Annotated in this window: 16 protein-coding genes and 9 pseudogenes; 12 read left to right on the top strand and 13 right to left on the bottom strand. The window is 71.8% G+C overall.

Translation table 11 applies throughout. The features are described from left to right. Positions 1–58 precede the first annotated feature (58 nt). Positions 59–532: a peroxiredoxin gene (locus FF86_RS07425; RefSeq protein WP_044887024.1), complete on the top strand. Its 474-nt coding sequence runs from the start codon at positions 59–61 to the stop codon at positions 530–532. Between the two features lie 231 nt (positions 533–763). Continuing rightward, positions 764–1201, top strand: coding sequence for a hypothetical protein (locus FF86_RS07420; RefSeq protein WP_044887025.1), 438 nt, complete (start codon positions 764–766; stop codon positions 1199–1201). Positions 1202–1353: 152 nt separating this feature from the next. Here the strand turns inward: FF86_RS07420 and FF86_RS42615 are convergent. The 3 genes and pseudogenes from FF86_RS42615 to FF86_RS65620 form a co-directional block, all read right to left on the bottom strand. Continuing rightward, positions 1354–1905: pseudogene (locus FF86_RS42615) on the bottom strand (pirin family protein); the annotation flags it as partial. Between the two features lies 1 nt (position 1906). Next, the coding region (locus FF86_RS42610) for a pirin family protein (protein WP_242418347.1) at positions 1907–2346 on the bottom strand (440 nt) is incomplete at its 3' end. A gap of 44 nt (positions 2347–2390) precedes the next feature. Further along, positions 2391–2759, bottom strand: a complete 369-nt coding sequence (locus FF86_RS65620; RefSeq protein ID WP_055406497.1) for a cupin — start codon at positions 2757–2759, stop codon at positions 2391–2393. A gap of 165 nt (positions 2760–2924) precedes the next feature. Between FF86_RS65620 and FF86_RS07405 the strand changes: the two genes are divergently transcribed. Then, positions 2925–3494 carry a VOC family protein gene (locus FF86_RS07405; protein ID WP_236705524.1) on the top strand — a complete coding sequence of 190 codons (570 nt, stop codon included), beginning with the start codon at positions 2925–2927 and terminating at the stop codon, positions 3492–3494. Between the two features lie 1129 nt (positions 3495–4623). Here the strand turns inward: FF86_RS07405 and FF86_RS07395 are convergent. Continuing rightward, complete coding sequence (locus FF86_RS07395) at positions 4624–5076, bottom strand: MarR family winged helix-turn-helix transcriptional regulator (protein ID WP_044887030.1); 453 nt, start codon at positions 5074–5076, stop codon at positions 4624–4626. Between the two features lie 256 nt (positions 5077–5332). Between FF86_RS07395 and FF86_RS65615 the strand changes: the two are divergent. From FF86_RS65615 to FF86_RS07380, 5 genes and pseudogenes are all read left to right on the top strand, one after another. Beyond that, positions 5333–5539: pseudogene (locus tag FF86_RS65615) on the top strand (3-dehydroquinate synthase); the annotation flags it as partial. Between the two features lies 1 nt (position 5540). Continuing rightward, positions 5541–5857: pseudogene (locus FF86_RS42605) on the top strand (3-dehydroquinate synthase); the annotation flags it as partial. Between the two features lies 1 nt (position 5858). After that, positions 5859–6385: pseudogene (locus tag FF86_RS42600) on the top strand (3-dehydroquinate synthase); the annotation flags it as partial. Positions 6386–6414: 29 nt separating this feature from the next. After that, positions 6415–7221 carry a shikimate dehydrogenase gene (locus FF86_RS07385; RefSeq protein ID WP_044887060.1) on the top strand — a complete coding sequence of 269 codons (807 nt, stop codon included), beginning with the start codon at positions 6415–6417 and terminating at the stop codon, positions 7219–7221. Between the two features lie 130 nt (positions 7222–7351). Beyond that, positions 7352–8392, top strand: a complete 1041-nt coding sequence (locus FF86_RS07380; protein WP_396229808.1) for an ROK family protein — start codon at positions 7352–7354, stop codon at positions 8390–8392. Between the two features lie 22 nt (positions 8393–8414). On the opposite strand, the pseudogene FF86_RS42595 reads toward FF86_RS07380, so the two are convergent. The 6 genes and pseudogenes from FF86_RS42595 to FF86_RS07365 all read right to left on the bottom strand — a co-directional run. After that, positions 8415–8753: pseudogene (locus FF86_RS42595) on the bottom strand (HAD-IA family hydrolase); the annotation flags it as partial. A gap of 1 nt (position 8754) precedes the next feature. Continuing rightward, positions 8755–8987: pseudogene (locus FF86_RS42590) on the bottom strand (HAD family hydrolase); the annotation flags it as partial. A 1-nt stretch (position 8988) separates the two neighbouring features. Further along, positions 8989–9140 (bottom strand): annotated as a pseudogene (locus tag FF86_RS42585) (3-amino-5-hydroxybenzoic acid synthase); the annotation flags it as partial. An 81-nt stretch (positions 9141–9221) separates the two neighbouring features. Next, positions 9222–9506, bottom strand: a pseudogene (locus FF86_RS42580) (gfo/Idh/MocA family oxidoreductase); the annotation flags it as partial. A 1-nt stretch (position 9507) separates the two neighbouring features. Further along, positions 9508–10313 (bottom strand): Gfo/Idh/MocA family protein (locus FF86_RS07370; protein ID WP_242418345.1); only part of this gene is annotated, 806 nt, incomplete at its 3' end. A 109-nt stretch (positions 10314–10422) separates the two neighbouring features. Beyond that, a partial coding sequence (locus tag FF86_RS07365) for a DegT/DnrJ/EryC1/StrS family aminotransferase (protein WP_242418344.1) occupies positions 10423–11494 on the bottom strand: 1072 nt, incomplete at its 3' end. Between the two features lie 338 nt (positions 11495–11832). Here FF86_RS07365 and FF86_RS07360 point away from each other — a divergent pair. After that, on the top strand, positions 11833–12276 hold the full coding sequence (locus FF86_RS07360; protein WP_044887035.1) for a type II 3-dehydroquinate dehydratase: 444 nt from the start codon (positions 11833–11835) through the stop codon (positions 12274–12276). 127 nt (positions 12277–12403) lie between these two features. Here the strand turns inward: FF86_RS07360 and FF86_RS07355 are convergent. Both FF86_RS07355 and FF86_RS42575 read right to left on the bottom strand, forming a co-directional pair. After that, positions 12404–13312, bottom strand: a 909-nt coding sequence (locus FF86_RS07355; RefSeq protein ID WP_242418343.1) for a malic enzyme-like protein, incomplete at its 5' end; no start/stop codon positions are given. A 15-nt stretch (positions 13313–13327) separates the two neighbouring features. Further along, positions 13328–13478, bottom strand: a pseudogene (locus FF86_RS42575) (malic enzyme-like protein); the annotation flags it as partial. A gap of 1813 nt (positions 13479–15291) precedes the next feature. On the opposite strand from FF86_RS42575, the gene FF86_RS07345 reads away from it, so the two are divergent. Further along, entirely contained in the window at positions 15292–16326 is a 1035-nt protein-coding gene (locus FF86_RS07345) for a replication-relaxation family protein (RefSeq protein ID WP_044887037.1), read from the top strand. Positions 16327–17729: 1403 nt separating this feature from the next. Beyond that, the gene (locus tag FF86_RS07340) at positions 17730–18233 is read left to right on the top strand and encodes a hypothetical protein (protein WP_044887038.1); all 504 of its coding nucleotides are present in this window, start codon (positions 17730–17732) and stop codon (positions 18231–18233) included. Between the two features lie 729 nt (positions 18234–18962). Here the strand turns inward: FF86_RS07340 and FF86_RS65610 are convergent. Continuing rightward, positions 18963–19359: helix-turn-helix transcriptional regulator (locus tag FF86_RS65610; RefSeq protein ID WP_131729369.1), on the bottom strand; the 397-nt coding region annotated here is incomplete at its 3' end. A 395-nt stretch (positions 19360–19754) separates the two neighbouring features. Here FF86_RS65610 and FF86_RS07325 point away from each other — a divergent pair. Then, positions 19755–20030 carry a hypothetical protein gene (locus tag FF86_RS07325; RefSeq protein WP_044887040.1) on the top strand — a complete coding sequence of 92 codons (276 nt, stop codon included), beginning with the start codon at positions 19755–19757 and terminating at the stop codon, positions 20028–20030. Positions 20031–22735 lie beyond the last annotated feature (2705 nt).

Raw genomic sequence — 22735 nt, 5'->3', positions numbered from 1 at the left:
GCGAAAATCAGCGCCCGCCCGACCCGCTGGCCGTGGCGGCCGGACAAGGAGCGTACTTGTGGCCACCCCGACTGTGGGCAACCCGGCGCCCGACCTCAGCCTGCCCGGACTCGTCCTGGCGGACGGCGAGCGGCGCGACGGCGAGTACGCCCTGTCCGCCGAGCGGGGGCATCCCGTGGTGCTGGCCTTCTACCCCGGCGACAACACGCCGGTGTGCACCAGGCAGATGTGCTCGTACTCGGCGGGTCTGGAGATCTTCGCGGAGCTCGGCGTGCTCGTCTGGGGCATCAGCCCGCAGGACCTGGACAGTCACGAGGGCTTCGCCCGCCAGCACAGCCTGGGCTTTCCCCTGCTCGCCGACACCGCGCGCACGGCGGTGAAGGCGTACGGGATCGCCGTGCCCGGGCTCGGACTGCGCCGCTCGGTCTTCCTCGTCGACGCGGACGGGGTGCTGCGCTGGAAGCAGGTCGGCCTGCTCGGAGTCACCTACTCCGACGTCGACACCATCACCGAACAGGTCAGAAAGCTCTAACAGATCAGGAAGCTCTAACAGATCAGGAAGCTCGAAGGAAGCTTGGACGAGCCGGGCGGCGCGGTCCNGCCCACACCGACAGTCGGGCGGTCCCGCTCGCCCTCCGGCCGCCGGCGACGTTACGTTTGGGGATAAACACGCCAGCGGCGCGAGCCGTCCGGCGCCCAGCGGCCAGCGCCCGGCGGCCAGCGGCCAGCCGACGAAGCGCCGCCCGACGGAAGGTTGCCCACCATGGGACTGCCCCTCAAGGCACGTGACGTTCCCGGCCGCGCCGCGGCCGGCGCGTTCATCCTGCATTCGGGTCTGGGCAAGTGGAAGGCCGACCGGGCCACCGCCGAGGGGCTGCACGGCATGGCGGCGAACACCTACCCGTTCCTGGCGAAGCTCGACCCGGTGACCTTCGCGAAGGTGCTCGCCGGCGCCGAGATCGCACTCGGTACGGCGCTCGTCGCCCCGGTCGTCCCGACCGCGCTCGCCGGGCTCGGCCTGTCCGCCTTCTCCGGTGGGCTGCTCGGGCTCTACGCCCGCACCCAGGGCCTGCGCGAGGAGGGCACGATCTGGCCGACGCAGCAGGGGCTGCCCATCGCCAAGGACGTCTGGCTGCTCGGCATCGGGCTGGGCTTCGTCGTCCAGGGTCTGGGTGCCCGCCGGAGCCGGACCTCCGACTAGCCCATGCCGCCGCCGGCCGGCCGGCCCGGGTCGTTGGCCGGCCCGGGTCGTTGGCCGGCCCGGGTCGTTGGCCGGCCCGGGTCGTTGGCCGGCCCGGGTCATCGGCCAGTTCATGGTCGCCAACCAGCCGAGGGTCCATCGACCGGCCAGGGTCAGCCGGCCGTCCAGGGGGGCTCGGGCGCGGGGATCCGTTGGGCAGTGGTCGTCACGGTGCCGAACCGGTCCGCGCCGGCCTGCCAGTCGGCGCGGGCGGCGTCGATCTCGACCCGGGACCGGGCGACGAAGTTCCACCACATGACCAGCCGGTCGGCGAACGGCTCCCCGCCGAGCAACAGCGCGCGAGCGCCCTCGCCGACGCGCAGCGGCAGCTCGTCGTGCCCGACGCCCAGATAGCCCAGCCGGCCGGGGCGCAGGACCTGCGTGCCGACCTGCACCGACCCTGCCAGGACGACCAGCCCGTGCTCGAAGTCGCGCCGCAGCGGCAGGACGGCACCGCCGGCCCGCAGCGCGAGGTCGGCACCGACGAGCGGGGTGTCGGTGCGCGCCGGGGAGACGTTGCCGTCGAGCTCGCCGAGCAGCACCGTCGCCTCGGCCGCCCCGAACCGGGCGACGGGCAGATCGGCGTGGTGGGCGAAGGCGGGCGGACCGTGCCGGGTGTGCTCGGGCTGCGCCACCCATAGCTGCACGCCGTGCAGTTCACCCCGNTAATCCTCGGATTCCTCCGCGTGGGTGACCCCGTGCCCGGCGCTCATCAGGTTGAGCTCGCCGGAACGCAGGACCTGCTCGGAGCCGAGGCTGTCCCGATGCACCTGGCGGCCGCTCAGCAGCCAGGTGACGGTGGCCAGCCCGATGTGCGGATGCGGGCCGACGGCCACCGGGTTCGACGCGGAGATCGTCATCGGACCCAGGTGGTCGACGAAGCACCAGGCGCCGATCGTCCGCCGGACCCGGCGAGGCAGCACCCGCCGCACCGGGATGCCGCCCACGTCGGCGGTCCGCCCTTCGACGACCGCCAGCTCCGGCCCGGCTGCCGAGTCCCGGTCCGCTCCCGATGGCGCTCCCGACAGCGGCGACAGTGGGAGGCTCGGCACCGGCGGTTCCGCTGGCACGGGGGCGACGTCGACAGGCAGGACGGGTCCACTCATCCCTCAACGGTACGACAATCGTTGCATACGCAACAAACCGTCGCCTACGCGCCCTCGTCCCGGTGGACAGTCTCCGGGAGGAAGGCCGGCAGGCACACCGAGATGTAGTCCGCGCCGTCCGCGCCGCGCGTGCTGTAACGAACCCATTCCCCGGCGGCGGTGTGCACCGCCTGACCCGCCGCGACCTCGATGATCCCGTCGGCATGCTCCACCGTTACCGAGCCGCGCAGAACGATCGTGTATTCGTCGAACTCCGGCCGCTGACCCGGCTCGGCCCAGCCGCCCGGACTCGACATGTGCGCGATGCTCAGGCTCCGCGTACCGGTGTTCACCCCGCCCACGTACTCGCGAATGATCTTTGGAAGATTCCCGGCGGCCTCGACGACGGTCGGGGACTCGATGAAGGTCGGCATGGGATGCATCATCGTGCCTGGCTGCCGGCCGAGGCGNCAGTGCCGCGGGACGGCAGTGCCGCGGGACGACGGTGGCGCGGGACGACGGTGGAACGCGGGTCGCGACGGGCGACGGTACGATCCGGTCGCGCTCCCCCGATACCGGCGGGACGTGGGAGGGGCGTCGTGACAACCGAATCGGTCTTTCACCCCCAGGCCTGGATGCAGGCCGGGGTTATTCCCGCACGTCACGGCGCCATGGATCCCCCGCCGGCCGGTGCGCGGTTCACCGGTGTCGGCGCCGTCGAGGCGGTGCTGGCCGGGCTGACGTTCCACCACTTCGCCGTCGTGGTGGCGGACCTGGAGCTCGCCCGCGAGCTCTACACCGTCTCGCTCGGCATCGACTCCTGGCACACCCGGGCGCTGTCCGGGGCCGCCGTGCACCGCGGCCGGCCCGTCGCGCTCGACGGCGCCCGCGTCGCGATCGGGCGGCTCGGCGCCGGCCTGGTCGAGCTGATCGCACCCGGCCGCCAGCCGTGGGCGGCGCGGGAGATCCTCGACCGGCGCGGCGAGGGCATCTTCGCCATCGGCTACCTGGTCGACGACGTGGCGGCCCAGCTTCGTGTCTCGGTCTCCGCCGGGGCCAGGGTCGAGCAGGTCAGACCGGATGCGCGGCATCCGGTCGAGGCTTACCTGGACGCCGGCTCCGGCCTGCTGGTCGACCTGGTCCAAAGCGGCTCATCCTGGCCCGCCTGACCGGCCGGCACGCTGTGGCGCGATCACGGTGGACTTGTGTCGGCGACCCGTTGAATGTCATCATCGGTTCAGAGGCCGCCCGGCACCCCCCGAGCTGGGCGGCCTCACCTATGCCATCGAGGCGCCGCCGGGCGGGGGCCCGCCGGGCACAGAAAATTCCGCAGGTACGTACCGTCGATGGATCCCGCGAAAAGCACCCCGACGGTCGGCCGGCGAGCCGCATCGCATTCCCGAACGCGCATTGGGCGCCGGGAAAGAACCATCCGCCGGTCAGGATGACCCCGGCCGACGAAAAGACTCCGCCGGTCGGTTACCGACCGCCAATCCCGTTACAGACCGCCGGTCGGTTACCGACTGCCGCCCCCGTGAGAGCCAGCCGCCCCCGTGAAGACAGCCGACGAGGAGGTCCGCCCGCCGGACCCGGGCCGACACCCGCTCCGCGGCGTCCCGGTCGCGGTCAGGTGGTGACGACGACGATCGTGAGGATCAGCCCGACCAGGGTCGTCGCGAGCGCGACGAAGGTCGCAATCTTGCCTCGCCCGCTGCCTTTTCGCCAGGCCATCGCCCCACAGCCGATCGCGATCAGCCCGGCGAGCGGGAAGAACAGCCCGAGCGCGGCGAAGGTGAACGCGAGGATCCACAACGCGCGAGCGCCGGGCAGCTCCGCCTCCTCCGGCGCCGCCGACGCGCCGTATTCCCCCTGGGCCCGGCCATTGTCCGGGTACGGAACATGTGGGGTGCCCTCGGGACCAGAGGAAATGGTCCCGGCCTGTTCCGGCCCCTCCGGCGCCGGCGTGGAGTGCCCTTGACCATCCCCGACCGGCGCTGCAGTCCACCCGCCCGGCGCCGTGCCCGGCGCGCCGGCGGGCGTTCCCGCGGGAACCGATCCGGAATCGGCGCTGGTCACAGGGGTCGNCTTGGTCATCACGGACTCCTCGTTTACGAACTATCCGGGTTTCTCGACGGATCTGCGGTCGGAGAACCGGCCCGTGGCCACAGAGCCTGACGCAGAATTCCGCCGGTGTCCCAGATCTTCGCGAAAGGCGCGCCGCGCGGAGNCATCGGCCACCCGAAAGCGCCACTGACCGTGACATAGGTCGCTACCGCCCGCAGCCATCGGTGAATCCGGCTAACGGCCCCGCTCGGCCAGGTTCTCCTCGACGAAACGCTCCATACCCGCAACGAAGGCGCGGGCATCCTCGGCCGGCCAGGCATCGAGCCTGCGCTGGAACGCGCCCGCCAGCCGGCCACGCAGCCGCTCGATGGCAGCGTGCCCCTCGTCGGTCAGGGTGAGCCGGGTGGCGCGGGCGTCGTCGGGATCGGCCGAGCGACGCAGCAGCCCGAGCGCCTCGAGCCGGTCGCTGTGCCGGCTCACCACCGACCGGTCGATGCCGATCTCCGTGCTGAGCTTGCGCGCCGTCGTGGGGCCCGTCCGCGCCAGACCGTTGAGCACGGGATAGGTCGCCTCGTCCAGGTTCACATCGCCCGCGGCCAGCAGGTCTCCGAACAGCCGCATCCGGGTCGGCCGCGCGAGCAGCATCCCCAGCGCGGCGGCAAGCCTGGCGCCGTCCTCTGATCTCACCGCTCGACCTTACTCTGCGTGCACGGTGCACGAGCCGGCCGGCATGTGGCGGACACCGAGTCCCGGCCGGGCCCCGCCGCGTCGACCAAAACACAACGGGATCTTCGGGTCGGGTGCCCCGGGTGGGGCCTCCGGACCGCACTTCGGCAGACTGGGACACAGGCGCCGCGGCGGACCATCGGGGAGCACGGCGGACAGCCACGACACCTCGCGGATCCGGAGACGAAACGTGACGGGCATGCTTGCAACCCTGNCGATCAGCCCGATCAAACAGGTCGCCGCCGACCACCGGCGCATCCCGGTGGAACTCGGCCCGCGCAGCTACCCGGTCGACATCGGCGCCGGCGTCCGCCGGACCCTGCCCGACGTCGTGGCCCGTGTCGGAGCGAGGCGGGCCGTCATCGTGTCCGCCCGTCCCCTCGACGCCGTGCCCGACCCGGGCGTACCGGCGCTGCGGCTGCCCNCCCGCGACGGCGAGGCGGACAAGACGCTCGCCAACGTCGAGGCACTGTGCAGCCGGTTCGCGGACTTCGGGCTGACCCGGTCGGACGTCGTCATCTCCTGCGGCGGCGGGACGACCACCGACGTCGTGGGGCTCGCCGCCGCGCTCTACCACCGCGGCGTCGCCGTCGTGCACCTGCCGACCTCGCTGCTCGCCCAGGTCGACGCGAGCGTCGGCGGGAAGACCGCGGTGAACCTGCCCGCCGGCAAGAACCTGGTCGGCGCCTACTGGCAGCCCAGCGCCGTCCTCTGCGACACCGACTACCTGACGACCCTGCCCNGCCGGGAATGGATCAACGGCTACGGCGAGATCGCGCGAGCCCACTTCATCGGGGCACCCGGGCTGCTCGGCCGGCCGGTCGCCGAGCAGATCGCGGCCAGCGTGGCACTCAAGGCCGGGGTCGTCGCCCGCGACGAGCGGGACTCGCACCTGCGCCACATCCTCAACTACGGGCACACCCTCGGGCACGCCCTGGAACGCGCCACCGACTACGCGCTCCGCCACGGCGAGGCCGTCGCCGTCGGCACCGTGTTCGCCGGCCGGCTCGCCGGGGCGCTCGGCCGGATCGGGCCGGAGCGGGTTCGCGAACACCTCGACGTCGTGCAGGGCTACGGTCTGCCCGCCGCCCTGCCCGCCGGGGTGGAGCCCGCCGAGCTCGTCGCCGTGATGCGGCTGGACAAGAAGTCGACGAACGCCGGGCTGACCTTCGTCCTCGACGGCGCGGACGGCCCGGAACTCGTGCCCGACGTCGACGAGGAGCTGGTGCTGGCGGCGCTCGCCGCGATGCCCCGCGAGGATCCGGCGTGACGACCCCGACGATCACGACCCCGACGTCGCTGCCGGTGAGCGGCACCACCCGGCTGTACGCCGTCATCGGCGACCCGGTCGCCCAGGTGCAGGCGCCGGCGCTGCTCAACCCGCTGTTCGCCCGGCTCGCGATCGACGCCGTCCTCGTCCCGGTGCACGCTCGACCGGCGGACTTCGCCACCGTCCTGCGCGGGCTCGCGGCCACCGGGAACCTCGACGGCGTTCTCGTCACGATCCCGCACAAGGTCGCCGCCTGCACCCTGGCCACCGAGCACAGCCCCGCCGCGCGGATCAGCGGCAGCGCCAACGTGCTGCGCCGGCTGCCCGGCGGCGGCTGGCTGGCCGACAACTTCGACGGGGCCGGATTCGTCCGCGGGCTGACCGCCGCCGGTCATCCCGTGCGCGGCACGCGGGTCGCGCTCATGGGCGCCGGCGGGGCCGGCAGCGCCATCGCGGTCGCGCTGCTCGACGCCGGCTGTGGGCTGCTGTCGCTCTACGACCCGGACCGGGCGAAGTGCGCGGACCTGCTCGCCAGACTGGACGAGCGCTGGCCGGGTCGGGCCGTCGCCGGGCCCGAACCGGCGCTGCGCGACGCGGACCTTGCGGTGAACGCCACCCCGCTCGGTCTGCGCCCCGGCGACCCGCTGCCCTTCCCGCCCGACGCACTGCCGGCGGGGTGCGTCGTCGCCGACATCATCATGAAGCCGCCGCGGACCCGGCTGCTGGACGCGGCCGGGGCCCTCGGGCTGCCGACCCATCCGGGCATCCACATGCTCGCCCATCAGCTCGACCTGTACCGGTCATTCTTCCAACTCGGCCCGGCGGACCGCACCTGACGGACCCGGGAGGCTCCGCATGCACACCCTCGCCCCGCCGGTGACATCCGGCGTTCTGGGCATCGACATCGGCGGGACCAAGGTCGCGCTGCGCATCGAACCGGCCCGCACCCCCNCCCCCNCCNCCCCCATCACCGCCGCGGGCTCGGTCCAGGTCGGCGTCCCCGGCGGCGTCGACGCTCCCGACGGCACGCGCTCGCCGGTCGAGGCGACGTTTCGCTGGGCGCCGTCGGCGAGTGCCACGCGGGACCTCGACGATCTCGCCACCCACGTCGCCGCCCTGCGGGTGAGGTGGGCCGGGTCGGTGGCTGCGGTCGGAGTCGCGATGCCCGCGACTCTCGACGCTGCCGGCCGGGTGACGACCTGGCCGGGCCGGCCGAGCTGGACGGGACTGGCACTGGCCGACGCGCTGCGGGACCTCGTGCCGGGAGCGATCGTCGCCTGCGCGGACGACGGCGACCTCGCCGCGCTCGCGGAGGCGCACGCGGTCGGCTGCCCGGACCTGGTGTACCTGGGCCTCGGCACGGGCGTCGGCGGCGGGATCGTGCTGGACGGCCAGCCCTGCCCGCGGCTCGGCCGCGGCTCGGCCGAGATCGGGCATCTGGTGATCTCCGCGGGGGGCCCGCCGTGCACCTGCGGGCGGCAGGGCTGCGTGCAGGCCACGGCCAGCGGCCCCGCCACCCTGCGCCGAGCGGCCCGTTACCGCGACGGCGAGGTCGGCGTACCCGGAGACGGCCTGGGCGGGGACGGCCTGGGCGGTGTCAGCGGGGACGGCGGTGTCAGCGGGGACGGCGGTGTCAGCGGGGACGGCGGTGTCAGCGGGGACGGCGGTGTCAGCGGGGACGGCGGATCGGCGGCCCGCGCGGAGGTGACCTTCGCCGAGCTACGCGCGGCCTGGCTCGCGGGGACCGGCTGGGCGGTACGGGCGGTGCGGGAAAGCGCGCAGGCGGCCGCCGTGGCCGTGGTCGGGCTGACCGAGCTGCTCCATCCGACGATGGCGGTGGTCGGCGGCGGTTTCGCCGATGGACTGCCCGGGTTCGCCCAGGCCGTCGACGAGCGGGCCCGCGAGCTCGGCCGCCCGGGTCATCCGCCCGCGCCGGTGCGGGCCGCGACGCTCGGCGGCCTGTCGTCCCTGTCGGGCGCGATCCTGCTGGCACGCCGGGCGTCCTGACCGGACCCGCCGGTCCGCGGGTTCAGTCGCGCGCGAGCAGACTCCCGACCCCGTGGGCCGCGGTCACCATCGTCGGCGGTTCGGCCGGCAGATCCCCGCCGGCGCCGGCGTCTCCGAGCAGCGCCAGCAGCTCTGCGGGACGGTGCAGCACGGCGTCCGGGCGGGCCGCGAGCAGCTCGACGCCGTCCGTCTCGCCCCACAGCGCGGCGACCGCCATGACGCCGGCGGCGCGGGCGCTGTCGATGTCCGCGACCGCGTCACCGAGCATCATCGCGTCGTCCGGCGCCGCTCCCAGCAGGTCGAGCGCGCGCAGCACGATGTCCGGGGCGGGTTTCGGCCGCGGGATCTCGTCGGAGCCGATNACGTGGTCGAACAACGACAGCACGCCGAGCTCTCCGAGCAGGTGGCGGGCCCGCGGGCCGGACTTCCCCGTGGCGACCGCCAGCCCATGGCCACGGGCGCGCAGCCGGCGCAGCATCTCCTCCACGCCGTCGAAGAGAACCACCTCATGGGCGAGCCGATAGCTCTCCCGCACGAACGGCTCCTCCATCGCCAGCGGCAGGTTCATGATCCGCATGATGTCCGGGAAGTAGCGNCCGAGGTGGCGGTTGTACTCCTCGAACGGCGGCTCGCCGGGACCGACGACCTCCGCGTAGGCGATCGTGAACGCCTGGCGCATCACGCCGAAGCTGTCGACGAGCACGCCGTCAAGATCGAAAATCACTGTCTGCCGGTGCGCGCAGCCGGCNATCGGCCGGCCCCTCGGTTCCGTTCCCACATGCCCCCCCGGGCTCGACGACGAGAACAACGGTGCTTCAGATGCGGGACATCATGAGCCCGCGCGGACGAGCTGCGGCGTCGGGCGGTGCGAGCGCGCCGAATCGTAGAGGCGCTCGATGGCCGCGATCGTCGGGCGGACCTCGGCGATCGCCCGCCCCCGGGAGGCCGGGTCAGCCAGCATCGCCGGCAGTTCGTCGAGCTGGCGGCGGTACTCGGTCCCGATCGGCTCGTCGGGCAGCGGCACCGCGGTCGTCTGCCCGGCCCGGGTCAGGGACAGGACCGAACGATCCTGCCGGTTCGGCCCGAAGCCGAAGGTGCAGCGCAGCGAGGCGGTNCCGGCGGCCCCCTCGACGTTGATCGCGGTGAGGTCGCGGGCCTCGTGCGAGGCCCAGCTCGCCCGCAACGACACCGAGGTCCCGTTCTCGGTCACCAGGAATCCGCGCGCCGTGTCCTCGACGTCCCCGCCCCCGCCCCCGGGGGAAGCCGCCTGCTCGCCGTGCCGCCAGGACGCCGCCCACGCACCGTCGCTGACGAAGTCGTCGGACGTCGTCCCGACCACCTGGTGGAACTCGACGCTGCCGAGCAGGGGGGTGAGGGTGTCCAGCAGATGCCAGCCGAGGTCGACCAGCGCGCCACCGCCGGACTGCTCCCGGCGGGTGAACCAGCCGCCCGCGTCGGGGATGCCGCGGGCGCGGATCCAGGCGAGGTCGACGTGGCGGATCGCGCCGAGCTCAGTGGCAACCTCGTAGAGCCGGCTGACGTCGGCTCGGTACCGTGCGGCGCTACCGGCCAGCAAGGTGACGTCGCCGGCCCGTTCGGCCGCGGCGAGCCGATCCGCCTCCGCCGAGCTCAGGCAGACCGGCTTCTCCAGGAAGACCGGGATGCCGGCGGTCAGCAGCCGCTCGGCGATGTCGGCGTGCCGATGGTTGGGCACCGCCACGACGGCGAGGTCGAACCGGGCCGGGCCGAGCTCGGCGACGTCGGCCAGCAGCTCCAGGTCCGGGTGCGCGGCGGCCACCGTGGCGCGGGCGGCGGGATCGGGATCGACCGCCGCAGCCACCGCGAACCGGGGGTGCTCGCGCAGCCGGGGCAGCCAGATGGACCGGCCGGCCCAGCCCAACCCGACGACGGCGACCCGCACCGGCGCCGCCGCCGTCACTGCGCCGCCAGGGTGTCGGCCACGACCGCCGCAACCTCGTGCATCTGCTCCTCGGTGCCCAGCAGTGTCCGGTGATGCAGCCAGACGCCGNCCGCGCTCAGCGCCTCGGTGTTGGGGCACCGCCGCGCGATGTCGTCGATGGATTCCGCCGGAGCGCCGGTCTCCCAGAACCCGTTGGAGCGGTAGATCGCCCGGAAGGCGGCGAAGGCGGGCAGGCCCCGCTCGACGAGCGCATCCACGAAAGCGTTGCGCCGCTGCTCGCTGAATCCGGGAAGGCGGAACATCGCCATGTAGTGCGGATTCCGGTCACAGCGTTCGTCGCGGGTCTGCGGCACGACGCCGGGAATGGCCGCGAGGGCGTCGGCGAGCACCGGCCACCGCTGCTCGCGGGTGTCGATCTGGCCGGCCAGGCGGCCGAGCTGGGCGCGCAGGACCGAGGCGGAGAACTCGTTGAGCCGGAAGTTCGACCCGGAGGTCTGGTGGAAGTACCGGCGATCGGTGCGGGGCCGTCCGCAGCTATGCCGCAGAAACGCGATCTCGTGCAGTTCCGAATCCGGGAAGGTGACGGCGCCACCCTCGCCCGCGGTCATCAGCTTGCCGTTCTGGAAGCTGAACGCCGCCACCGAGCCGAGCTCACCGACCTTTCGCCCCTGCCACTGGGCGCCGTGCGCATGGGCGGCGTCCTGGATCAGCGGGACGCCGGTGTCAGCGGACAGCTTCGCCAGGGCGTCCATGTCAGAAACCTGACCGGCCATGTGCACCGGCATGATCGCCTTGGTGCGGGGAGTGACCGCGGCCGCCGCCGCCGCCGGATCGATGCAGTAGGTATCCAGGTCGACGTCGACCGGCACGGCGACCGCGCCGAGACGCTGCGCGGCCTGGGATGAGGAGATGAACGTGAACGCCGGAACGATGACCTCGGTTCCCGGGCCCACGCCCAGCACCTGGAGGGCGAGCTCGAGGGCGTGGGTGCCATTCGTGACGGCGAGCGCATAGTCGGCGCCGTGATAGTCGGCGAATTCCCGCTCGAAGCTGTCGACCTCGCTGCCGCCCATGCGCCACCACTGACCCTGCTCCAAGGCTCGGATCAGTCCGGAGCGCTCCTCGTCGGAGTACTGCGGCCAGGCCGGCAACTCCGGTGCGCGTCGCACTACACCGCTCATGGTCCCCACCCTTTTCTTACGTGACGATAAGGTTCGCGCAAGGATCTCGGCCCGGCTACGGTTCATTACCGTTAGCTGCCCGAAGAATCTACGCGAGAGGTGCGCGACGGACGGTACTCCAACGCCCCCGACTCGCCTGTCGTCCCCCAGACGGGACTACAGGTTGACCAACGGGAGAGCAATCGACACGCCACGGCGGCACTACCATCGCGCCCAATCGTGTCGCATATGGGCCGATATAGTCCGATCGATGACCGCGCCATAGCTGCGATATCGTCCACTGGACGCCGGCCGACCAGGNCGGTCGGCACCGGTGTCGGCACGAGTGATGAGGTCTGGTGAGCACGCTTCTTCTGGTGAACGGCCCGAACCTGGGCATACTCGGTCGGCGGCAGCCGGAGGTGTACGGCACGGCCACTCTGGCCGACATTGAATCCGCCGTCACCGCCCGGATCGCTGATCGCGGCTGGAAACTGGTCTCCGTCCAAAGGGAATCCGAGGGCGAACTGATCCACGCGATTCAGGATAACTACGACTCGGTCGGCGCAATCGTCAACCCCGGGGCGCTCATGATGTACGGCTGGAGCCTGCGGGACGCACTCGCGAACTACCCGAATCCGTGGATCGAGGTGCATCTGTCGAATGTCTGGGCGCGGGAGTCCTTCCGGCACGAGTCGATTCTGTCAGCGTTGGCCCGCGGGGTGATCGTCGGCCTCGGCCCGCTGGGCTACGAGCTCGCCGCCCAGGCACTGCTCGACCTGGTGCCCTCCTCGTCCGACTGATCCGGCTCAGCCGACCGGGCGGCCCGCCGCTGCGGCCCGCCGCTGCGGCCCGCCGCCGCGGTCCGCGAACCGATCCTCGGCCAGTCCTGGCCGCGGTACCGCCCGCTGTCACGAACCACCCTCGCCGTCAGTCCGCGGCCAGTGCCCGGGCGGCCGCGTCGGCGACGGCCGGGGTCAGGCGCGGATGGTCGACGGGCGGCAGCAGCCCGCCGGGCGGGGTCAGGTCGACCAGCGCCTGGACGGCGGCCAGCCGCGCCTGTGCGTTGATCGGTCGGTGGGTGCGCACCGCCGCGCGCAACAGGCCGGGCAGGGCATGCAGCGGGCGCGGACCCGAGGTGGCCGAGGCCAGCGGCGGGGGCGTCTCGGGCCGGGTCCGCAGCACGGGCACCTGCTCCGGCGGCGAGGCCAGGCCGATGAGGTCGACGAGGAGATCGAGGTGGGCCGCGAGCCGGTGCAGCGGTTGGATCCCGTAGGCGAGCGGGTCGTAGAGGGTGAGATCCCGGATCCCCGCGGCGAGGAGCAGGCCGGCGAGATCGCCGCCGCGGGCGGGGTCCACGACGGCGACGCGGGCCGACTGCGGCCGCAGTCCCCGGCCGCGCAGGTGAGTGAGGACGGCGGCGGTGGCGGCGACGGCCAGGCCGTCGTTGACGGTGTCGAGCAGCGGCGTGGCGCTCGGCCGCTGCGCGGCGCGGACCGCGTCGATGTGGCTGACGTGCGTGTGGACCAGCACCGTGGCGGCGAATCCAGGCGCGAGCATGCCGATCGCCCGGCCAAGGTCCGCGGCATCCCGCGCCGCGATGGGCATCGGGATGACGTCGAGACCGGTCGCCCGGTGCAGGTGGACCGCCTGGGACTCCACCGCTGGCAGGGCCGCCTCGGCAGCGAGCGGCTCGAAGTCCAGCACGGCGCTGGCGTCGGAGAGCAGCGCCACCCGGCGGGGTCGCCCGGTGAACAGGTCGGTGTGGGTCGGGTGGGTGGCCAGGTGGCGGATCACCCGCCGGTCCGCGTCCGCGTCGAGGAGCGCGAGATCGTGCCCNGTGGTCANNGNNGNGNACAGGGACTGGGTGAGCTTGCCCGTCGACGCGACGACGAAGACCGGGTCCTCGGTCTGCAGCAGGTCGGCACCGAGGCGGTTACGCAGAGCGCTCAGGAGCCACGTCAGCGTCGGGCCGCTGTCGGCGTCGAGCGTGATCCGGCGGCCGNCCGGGTCCGGCTCGTCCGCGTAACAGGTGATCGTGCCGGGACCTGCGGCGATAACCGCGTCGATGTCGGCCCGCGCTCCGCGCGGCACCCGGATCGTGACGCTGTATGCCGGATTGGCCGCGGTGGCCGGCCCGGACCCGCTGGCCTCGCCCTGGCCTGGTACCCGCCCTGTCACGAGCCACTCTCCATGATCGTCCCACCCGGGACGGAGCCGGTGGACCGGTCCGGTCCGGCGACGCGGAGACGCCGCGCCATCGCTGGGCCCGCCACCGCCGCGGCGACGCTCCACCGCCCGCACGAGCGGATTGTGCGCGCTTCCGACAGCCGGCCGATTTTCTCACCGATACCCAGATCCTGACCCGAGCGGCGTCGGACGCGCCACCTGCGTGAGCACGTTCCGGCGGCCCGACCCAGGCGCCCGCCGCCGCCCACGCCGTTGGCCGGCGAGGCGGCGGGTGCGTTGCGTCACACCGCCTCCCGCGGGGGCGGCCAGACCCGGAAACTCCCTGCGCGGTAAGGGAACGTGCCCCAGGGGAGGCTCGTACAGCATCTACGCAGAACCGGGCGAAGTCGCGCCTGGTGGTCTCGGCTCGTGTACCTGCACCTATCACGCCCAGTGACGGAACCCGGCCGGTAGCGGCGCGGGCGCTGGCTAAGGCGGGTGCCTGATGGCCGCGNGCGGTACCGCCATGGTGGACGGTCCGGTTGTGGTGCCGTCGGCGGCAGGACGGGATGTGGCGGTCACTCTCGTCACCGTGATCATGGTTGTGGTCGTCGGTCTGACCTTCGCCTTCGGGTTCGGCAACGTGTTTCAGCTCGGGCTGCGTCTGGGAGTGCCGATCTGGGTCGCGCCACTGGTGGCCCCGGCGGTCGACTTGTCCGTGGTGGGCCTTTTGCTGGGGACGCGGCAGCTGGCGGTGCAAGGCGCGCCGCCGGAGCTGCTGCATCCGGCACGGCGACTGCTGGTGTTCTCCAGTGTGGTCACACTGGCGCTCAATGTAGCAGAGCCAGTGATCGCAGGAGACTACGGAAAGGCCGCGTTCGACGCGGTCGGCCCGGCTTTGCTGATCGGCTGGTCTGAAGTTGGCCCGGGGTTGTTGCGCGCGATGCGCCACCCCACCACCTTCCACCCCGTAGCGCAGGACGCGACTATCTCTGAGTCCGCGTCCCGGCCGGAGACCGGTGGGGCAGCGGTGTTCACCGCCGTGTCTGCGCCATCCGGAGGCGAGAGCCCTCGGGCCGAGGTGGTGGCGGTTCCTGGGCAGCGTGCTCCCGAACGGCCGAGCGCCGTGGTCCTCGATGGCTCGCTGTTGGAGCGGGCGCGGCGGGAGGATGCCCGCTACTGGGAGGAGCACCGTCGTCCGATCTCCTCGGATGAGCTGCGCAAGCGCCTGAAGGTCGGCTCGAAGCGGGCTCGGGCCCTGGTCACGCAGCTACGCACCGAGGCCCACCGGGTGTTGGAAGAACACGCCCCCACCGCCGACCTGCCCGAGGTCGGTACGGCCGCGCTCGCGTCGGATGCCGACGACGGGGCCGCCGACGGGTTGCTGGCGGCGGTCGGGCCGGATGACGACATGGTTGATCTCGGTCCGGTGGAACCGGCCGGGCCGGGTGTGCTGGCCGCGGTCGGATGACGGCCCCGCCCCGACGGGCGGGACGGGGGCGGACCTCGTGTGCTGGCGTGGCGGGCGGCTGGTCCGGGCGGGGACACGTCAGCCCGCTCGCCCCCGGCCGGTCCCGGCTGTCTGCCCGTTCTGCCTGTCTGTTCAGCTACCTCCGCTCGCATGATCAGCCCTTTGGGAGATCCTCGACGTGATCACGAATCCTCCGCAGCAGACCTACCTCGGCCGCCGTACCTACACGCGACCCGCCGCCCGCGTCGTGTCCAGCAGTGAGCACCAGCTGTGGCTGGTCCGCCACCTCACCCCCCGGGACCGGTGGATCACCCGGATGATCCACGAGCACCGGGTGCTGACCACCCACCAGATCGTCGAACTCGGCTGGGTCACCCGCCGGTCGGCGAACCTGCGCCTGCTGGAGCTCTACCGCTGGCGGATCCTCGACCGCTTCCAGCCGCTCGCGGTCAGCGGCCTGTCGCCCATGCACTACGTCCTCGACGTCGCCGGAGCGGCGGTGCTGGCCCACGAGGATGGCCTGGACCCGAAGAAGATCGGCTACCAGCATGACCGGGCCATGGGCATCGCCCACTCCCTGCACCTGGCACATCGGGTCGCGGTCAACGGAATGTTCACCCGGCTGGTCCACCACGCCCGCCAGCCCGACGCCACGGGCCGGCTGGCGGCCTGGTGGTCGGAGGAACGCTGCGCCCGGTCGTTCGGGGACATCGTGCGGCCCGACGCGTACGGCCAGTGGGCGCAGGGCCGCGCCGAGGTCGAATGGTTTCTCGAACTGGACTTCGGCACCGAAGCGCTCCGCCGCCTCACCTTCAAGATCGACGCCTATGATCGGCTCGCCAAGGCGACCAACATCCACACGCCGGTCCTGATCTGGACCACCACCCTGCGCCGCGAAGCCCGCCTCCGTGAGGTCCTCACGGAGGCGCTGCGCAACCTTAATGACCCGGCGCGGGTACCGGTCGCGACGACGGCCGCGGACCTAGCCGAACCCGACCAGCATCTGGACGCCACCCTGACCCGCTGGCTACCCCTCACCCCGGCGGCTACCGGTCGCCTCAGCCTGGGCCAACTGGCCGGCCTCTGGCCTCCCACCGCCAAGCCCCTGACCGACAGCTCGGCAGCCGACAGCGACCTCGGGCGTCCGACACGGCTCCACCCACCCCACCCGATGCCACCCACGGGTCCTGATCCCCAGCAGCGCGCGGCCTGACCGCAGCCCCGCATGGCCCGAAGGGGTCCTGCCACCAGGGCGCCGCACCAGGTGGCAGGACCCCTCGGCTTGAACGGGCATGGCTGCCGTGACCGGCGGACCGGTCCGCACGGGTCTACGGCCCGCCCGGTGCCGCGGCGATGGACACCGACGACGGCCGGGGGGTCTGTCTCGCCAGCGTCGCCCGGGGCCGGTCAGGAGCCATTGACTGCGGGGAGGATGCCAGCAGCGAGTCCGGCGACGACAGAGGCGGCGCGCGCAGATCTCTGGCGTCCGATCCGGCGTAACGGCCACGAAGACAGACTCCAGCTCGCTATGCTACCGAAAGCATCCTTTTGATGGCATAGGGTATTCGGCGCGCAATGCCGGTCGAAGCTGCGCCCGCTGCTCCATGTCCGATGCACCGGATGCTTCCGTGCGCGACGAGCACCGTGGGGATGCGAAATGGCCCGNCCTTCGGATGGNGATCTTCTGGACCTGTCGGGGTGCGCGCAGCTTCTGGGAGTTCCCCGCTGGCGGTTGTGGTGGCTGGCGCGTACGGGGCGTTTCGCGGAAGCCCGGAGCGTTCAGGACGGCGGCTCGTCCTGGACCAGAGCGAGCGTCTACTCCTGGGCAGCGGATCCCGCTGTGGGGCTGNCCGCGTAGGTACCCGTGCGACACTGGCCCGCCGCACAGGCGCCAGCGTCCTACCTTGGCGGACGGGAGGTCGCTGACGGTTCGGCGATCGCGCTGCGGTGGCGGACTGCCGCGGGTGTGCTTGCGATGGTGTGGCCGCTGTCCGGTCAGACCTTTCGCTTCCGGCACGTCGGAAGCGAGCTTCGCGATGCAGCTGGCATTGCCGTGGTGGAGTGGGACTTCGGGGTGACCGGGCCCGCGGTGACGGATGTCGGCGGGGGCGGTCGGGGCGAGATCGGGTGGCCGACCTTGGCGAAGGTCATTGGGTGTCCTCTTCCCTACTGGCCGAGCTCGTTGCGGATCGGCCGGCTCATGCTGGGCTGGTCGCCGGGCCAGGAGACAGTGACGACGCCGGTGAAACTGCCGCTCGACACGGCGGCCCTGCTCCGGCTGGCGGCCAGCTATGAGGACGGCCACCCCGCGGCGCGGACGTTGCTGAATCTCGCCCAGACCTGCCAGCACCGCGAGACCGAGTCCACAGAACAGATCCTGAAGATCCTCGCCACGACAGCGGACGAGGACACTGTCGTGGTCGCGGCCCGTCCGCTGGCGGTCCCGCCAGCGGACACCGACGATCTCGACGTTCACCAGCGACGGGCCGGCTGGCTCGATGTGCTCAGCCGCCAGGACACCCTCGCTGCCGACTGCCTGCGTGCACTGATGAGCTGGGACAACGGAGAGGATCTTCCATACGGAAGCATCGAGGAAGCCGACCCGGCCGCCCGCTGGTGGCTGAATGGGCGGGACGGCTCAAGCCGTCTCCCCGCGCCGCCGCGTTCGAGATCTTCGGCCGCGACGGGGTCGTGTTCATCGATCCGGAGACCGACGCGCCCGCGCTGCGGAGCGTCACCGAAGACGGCGAGCGGATCTTCCTCGCGAGTCCCCAGCGGCTTCCCACGACCAGCCCGCTGGTGGAGCTAATTCTGGACGAGCCGATCTGGGTCCGAACCGCGGACGGGACCCTCTATCCCGCACCCCAGGACGCCCAGTACGGACTGAGCTGGGGCTACGCGGGCACCGGTCCTGGCTGCCTCGCGGAGTTGATCGATCGGCTTCTGGACGACATCACCGCACCCGGTGCCGACCTGTCCCAGTCTCCGCCGGAGCCTCTTGTCCAGCTGACCGCCCTCAAGCTCCCACACGGGACTGTCCTCACCCGCGCGCAGCTCGAAGCGGCTCGTGCCGGCTCCTGGCTCCCCGACGTCGCCGATGCCGAGGATGGTCAAATTTGAAACCAGCTGGGGCGAGGGCCGGCTTCCGCCGAGGGCGGGCGGTGCGCCGGCGGGGTCCTGACGGAGCCAGGCGGCGGCGCAGCGGCCCGCATGGGGAAGACCCAACCGACCGACGCCCACCACTGGCACCGTGCTGGCAGGCTCGACGAGATGCTCGATCCTTCGTCCTACTCATCGTCGTCCTCGTGGGTCAGCCTTGCTGGAACGGCGCTCGGCCTGCACGGTGCGGGCGCGGCATCGGTCGGCGGGGCCGGCGTTACGTGTCGGTGCGTTTCAGGAGGTAGGGAAGCTCCCTGACGGTCTCTTCGACGATGCCGTGGACCTGGGTGTTCAACTCGACTGCGGGGGCGTTCGGGTCAAGCTCTGCGAGCCGGTTCTGAATGGTCATGCTGTCCAGGAGGGCGACGAGCTCGGCCCCGACTTTGCCCGCCGCGTTGACGAGAGCCATGACGAGGCGGGTACCGGGCAGGCCCTCCCCGGCGGGTGGGAGCGGGCTGTAGGTAGCCACCACGCGCGGGCCGGACGGCATGCCGGGTTCGGGGCGGGCCGCTGAGGTGACGGTGGCGCTCGCGCTGTCGGTCACCGGTGCGGAGTCGTTGGCGCGCACCTGTGGGNAGTTCACCCGGGCCTGGATGGTCGTGGGCGCCGGATAGACGCCGTCCGGGTTGGTTCTTTTGCCCGCAGGGAGGTCGGGCGCCGCCACCCACTGCGACGTCCGGCCCGCGACCNCGTTCGCCAGTTCTCGGCTGAAGATCTCTGCGGTGTGGTCGTCGGTCACGAAGCTGATGGGAACATCAACTGTGCGGCCCGCGGCGAGGTCGAGTGCGACCCGGTGGGCGTCGTCGCGGATGCCGCCAGTCACGGTTTGGTTGTCCGGGTCGGGTACCCACAGGCCGAGGCGCTGGCGGAGGTAGGGCACGTGGACGCCGAGGGCATCGGCGATCGACTTCACCCGCTCCTCGGGGACCGCGTTCTTCTCGTTCTCATAGTTCGACACTTGGGTCTGGTGGACGCCGATCCTCTCGGCGAGTTGGCGGGCGGACAGACCCCGGGCATGTCGCGCCGCACGTAGCCAGGCCCCTCCGGTCAGCGTGGGGTCGACAGCAGGTCCAGCGGGGATCGCCATGCGAAGAGTGTTGCACATGAAGCGACGTTCTGGCCATGCCCAGACCGGGCGTTGAGGACGAGCATGACCCATATTTGACGAGTCATTCACATGAAGGTAAGACTATCGTGCATGCTGATCGGTGCAACCGAGGTGTGGCAGGGCTCGGCCAGGCAAGCGCGTGCCCGTTGGGCCNCACGGAAGTTCAACCTGCGGGAGCGTGCTCGCCAGCTCGAATTGTGTGAGGGGGACCTCGGCCTGATCGCGTACGGCCAGGCCGACGCCGACTACGAGCCTGGTGTCGCGCTCGTTGAGGCGCTGCACTCGTTGATCGACGAGAGGTGGTCGTGCCGGAATGACCGGTCGAATGAGATCCGCCGCCAGGGCGTCACAGGCCCCTGACGCTGAGGGCACACATGGATCTCACACTGGTCGCGGGTATCGCGGCCCCGGCTACAGGCATGGTCGGCTGGTGCGCCTGGATGAAGGTGCGCCTGGAACGCGAGCGCACCCGACAGCGCCTGAACGACGGACTCCTCGCGCTGGGTAAGTGCGAGATTGATCGCGGTGAGCACGTCACGGTCGAGCTGGCGAAGGCGCTCCGAGACGAGCAGGTCGATGACCCCATGCCTGGCATCACGGGCCGGTTCGCGCCGGGCCAGCGACAAGGGCGGCGTGCGCGCGCGAGCTGAAGCGAGAGCTACCCCCTGCGCTCTGCTCCTGCTCCTGCGCCTCGGACCGGACAGGCGGCGGGCTCTGACCCCTCCTCGCCGGGCGTGCGCGCCCGGCGTGTCGCGCTTAGACCTTTCCGCGATCTCGGCCACCGGCACGCGGCCTCGCCAGGAATGCGTCGACGGGTGGCGTGGCGATGTCCTCGGCAATGTTCGGCGCCAGTCGTCGGCGAGGCCGCGGGCAGAGGCGTAGAACATGGTCATGGCGACGGCGGTCGTCGGATCCGCGGTGAGCGCTGCGGGACGCTCGGCCTCGGCGTGGGCGGTATCGGACGTTCGCATCGCCCGGCGGGGCGAGCTGCCCACCCCTGGCCAGGCCAGATACACCCGGCCCATACCACCTGTGATTCATTGGCGCGGTGACCTCACCCGCGCCGCCGTCATACACCTCGGTGAGCCTTACGCTGCGGCCGTCCCGCGTGGTCATCGTGATCGACGGAGGCGAGTACTGGAGCTACTGGGCGCGCCGCGCGCTCTACCGGGCGAGCCGCATCTGGGGCGGCGGTGACTTCGTCGTCGTCCCCCACGAGAACGGCCAGGTCGACCCGACTCTGCTACGGGGGTGCCAGGCATACGACCCGGACTTCGTCGTGACCTACCACCCAACCGTCGAAGACATCGAGCACTTCAGGTCGGGATCGATTCCGATCAACGGCCAGGACGGAACTCCGCTCGAAGGCGACGAGCGAGCACGGTTTCTCGATCAGATACGCACCGAAGAGGTCCGCTCGCCGGCCGACGAGACGGCCCGCGAGGAGATCGCGTCTGTCTGCTCGGTCTACCGCGCGCGGGGCGACGAGTCGATCACCTCGATCGGGGAAGAGGGATCCGGGCACTTCACGGACATCGGCGACATCCCAGATACGTGGTCTGGCTCGGTGCTGGCCTGTCCCGCGCGCTGGGGTGGCCTGGCCGGGGCGGCTACAGCGCTGCACCTGGGGGTGGCGCAACCGCCCGAGCGCGACGCGGTGGAGCCAGAACTCGACCCGTCGACCCGGCACCGGCTGACCGGGCGGCTCCTCGATCTCAACCACGCCACACCGCCCCAGGTGTTGATCTGGCACCCCGGCGCCGCCCTGAGCGTTGACCCGCAGACTCTGATCACCGCGCGTGAGCGGACGACGGCCCATCTCGCAGCGATCTCGGGCGGCGGTTTCGGTAACGGCACCGGCCTTCTGGTACTTGGTGACACGGCGAACGACTTCGCGCTCGCGTGCCTGTGGCAGCGGACCTTCGGAACCGCGTACTGGCTTCCCTCGGTCCTGGNCATCGACGAGGCCAAACTCCCCGATCTCCTCGGAGGGGCGCTCACCGACGTCAGGCTGACGCTCGACCGCTCCTCGACCAGCCTCGTGATCACCTCGATCTCACGATCAGATGACGACCTCGCGGCGGCCCGCGAACGCATCGACGAGGCCAGGCCCCAGTTCGCGCTCTGGGGGCCCGAAGACGTGCACCGTTCTGGGCAAGAGGAGCCAGAGCCGCCCTTCGAGCCGATGTCCACACCGCCGCTGGTGATCGTCCCCGGAGCCGAGCTGTCCTGGCGCCAGCCCGCCTCGACCAGCCTCGCGGTAGACGACCATTGGGAGATCTCCACGCCGGTCCCGGTGACCGTCGACGCGACCGGCACGACGACCATGTCCGCGCCACTTCCGCCGCCGACGCTCGCCGGATCACCGTTGAGCGTCGTCACCAAGTTGAACTGGCACGTGGACGTCCGCTGGTCCGAGGGACGCGCCGTTCGCAGGCGAGGAACCGCGGGCCACGAACTGCTGGTGGATCCCACCTGGTTCCCGGCTACCCTTGCGCGCAGTAGCCGGCACGGCACGTCCTACCAGGCAGGGCGCTTCGACTTCGTCGCAGCCGGGATCCGGCCCGAGAACCGGCTCACCAGGCCAAGGCTGCGCGATCTGAGCCTCGAAGCCTGGATCGCCGCAGCGTGCAGACAGTACGACATGACCGCGAAGGCCAGCGATGCTGGACTGCGGGCAGGACTGCTCGCGGCCATGCTCGGGGGGCGCAAGGAATACGCCGACTTCTTCGGCGGGGCTCTCCTGCCCGCGCTGCGAGCCATGCGACCCGAAGGGGACGGCAGCCGCGGGGCCTATCCAGACGGCGACGGTGTGAAGATCGCCTCTGGCGAAGGTGTCCTCGGCTTCGTTGGCATATGCCGCTGCGTGCCCACCCTGACCTCGACGGAGGTCCGCCTCCGCCTCGATGTGGCTCTGCGCGCCGGCGTGCTGCGGCGCGGACTTGTGCTCGGATGCGCGACCTGCGGACGCGTGCAGTTCCAGACCGTCGACCGGCTCGGCCAGCTATGGACCTGCCTGCGCTGCGACGCGCACAACGACCTCAACCAGCCCGCCTGGCGCCACCCGGACGACGAGCCGGGCTGGTACTACGACCTGCATCCCGCCGGCCGCGAACTACTCGCCCAGCACGGCGACACCGTCGCCCTGCTCTCCGCTCACCTGCGAGGACGCGCGGTGGGCGGGATCTTCGACGACGTGGAGGAGGTCGAGGTTGCCTCCGCCGGCAAGCCCGAGGCCGAACTCGACCTCGTCGCCTACCACGACGACCTTCTCACTGTCGCGGAGTGCAAGAGCTCCACCGCGAGCCTCACCAAGAGGCAACTCGGTATCGAGGTGGCGAAGAAGTGCATGGCC

The sequence above is a fragment of the Frankia sp. CpI1-P genome, assembly GCF_001421075.1.
GTDB classification, from domain to species: Bacteria; Actinomycetota; Actinomycetes; order Frankiales; family Frankiaceae; genus Frankia; species Frankia torreyi.
The sequence above is the reverse complement of the archived record's forward strand: the minus strand, read 5'-3'. Positions and strand labels throughout refer to the sequence as shown.

What these genes read in the sequence shown, in the direction of transcription:
- FF86_RS07420 (WP_044887025.1), top strand. Translation starts at nt 764, where the DNA reads ATGGGACTGCCCCTCAAGGCACGTGACGTTCCCGGCCGCGCCGCGGCC.
- FF86_RS65620 (WP_055406497.1), bottom strand. Translation starts at nt 2,759, where the DNA reads ATGCCGACCTTCATCGAGTCCCCGACCGTCGTCGAGGCCGCCGGGAAT.
- FF86_RS07325 (WP_044887040.1), top strand. Translation starts at nt 19,755, where the DNA reads ATGGATCTCACACTGGTCGCGGGTATCGCGGCCCCGGCTACAGGCATG.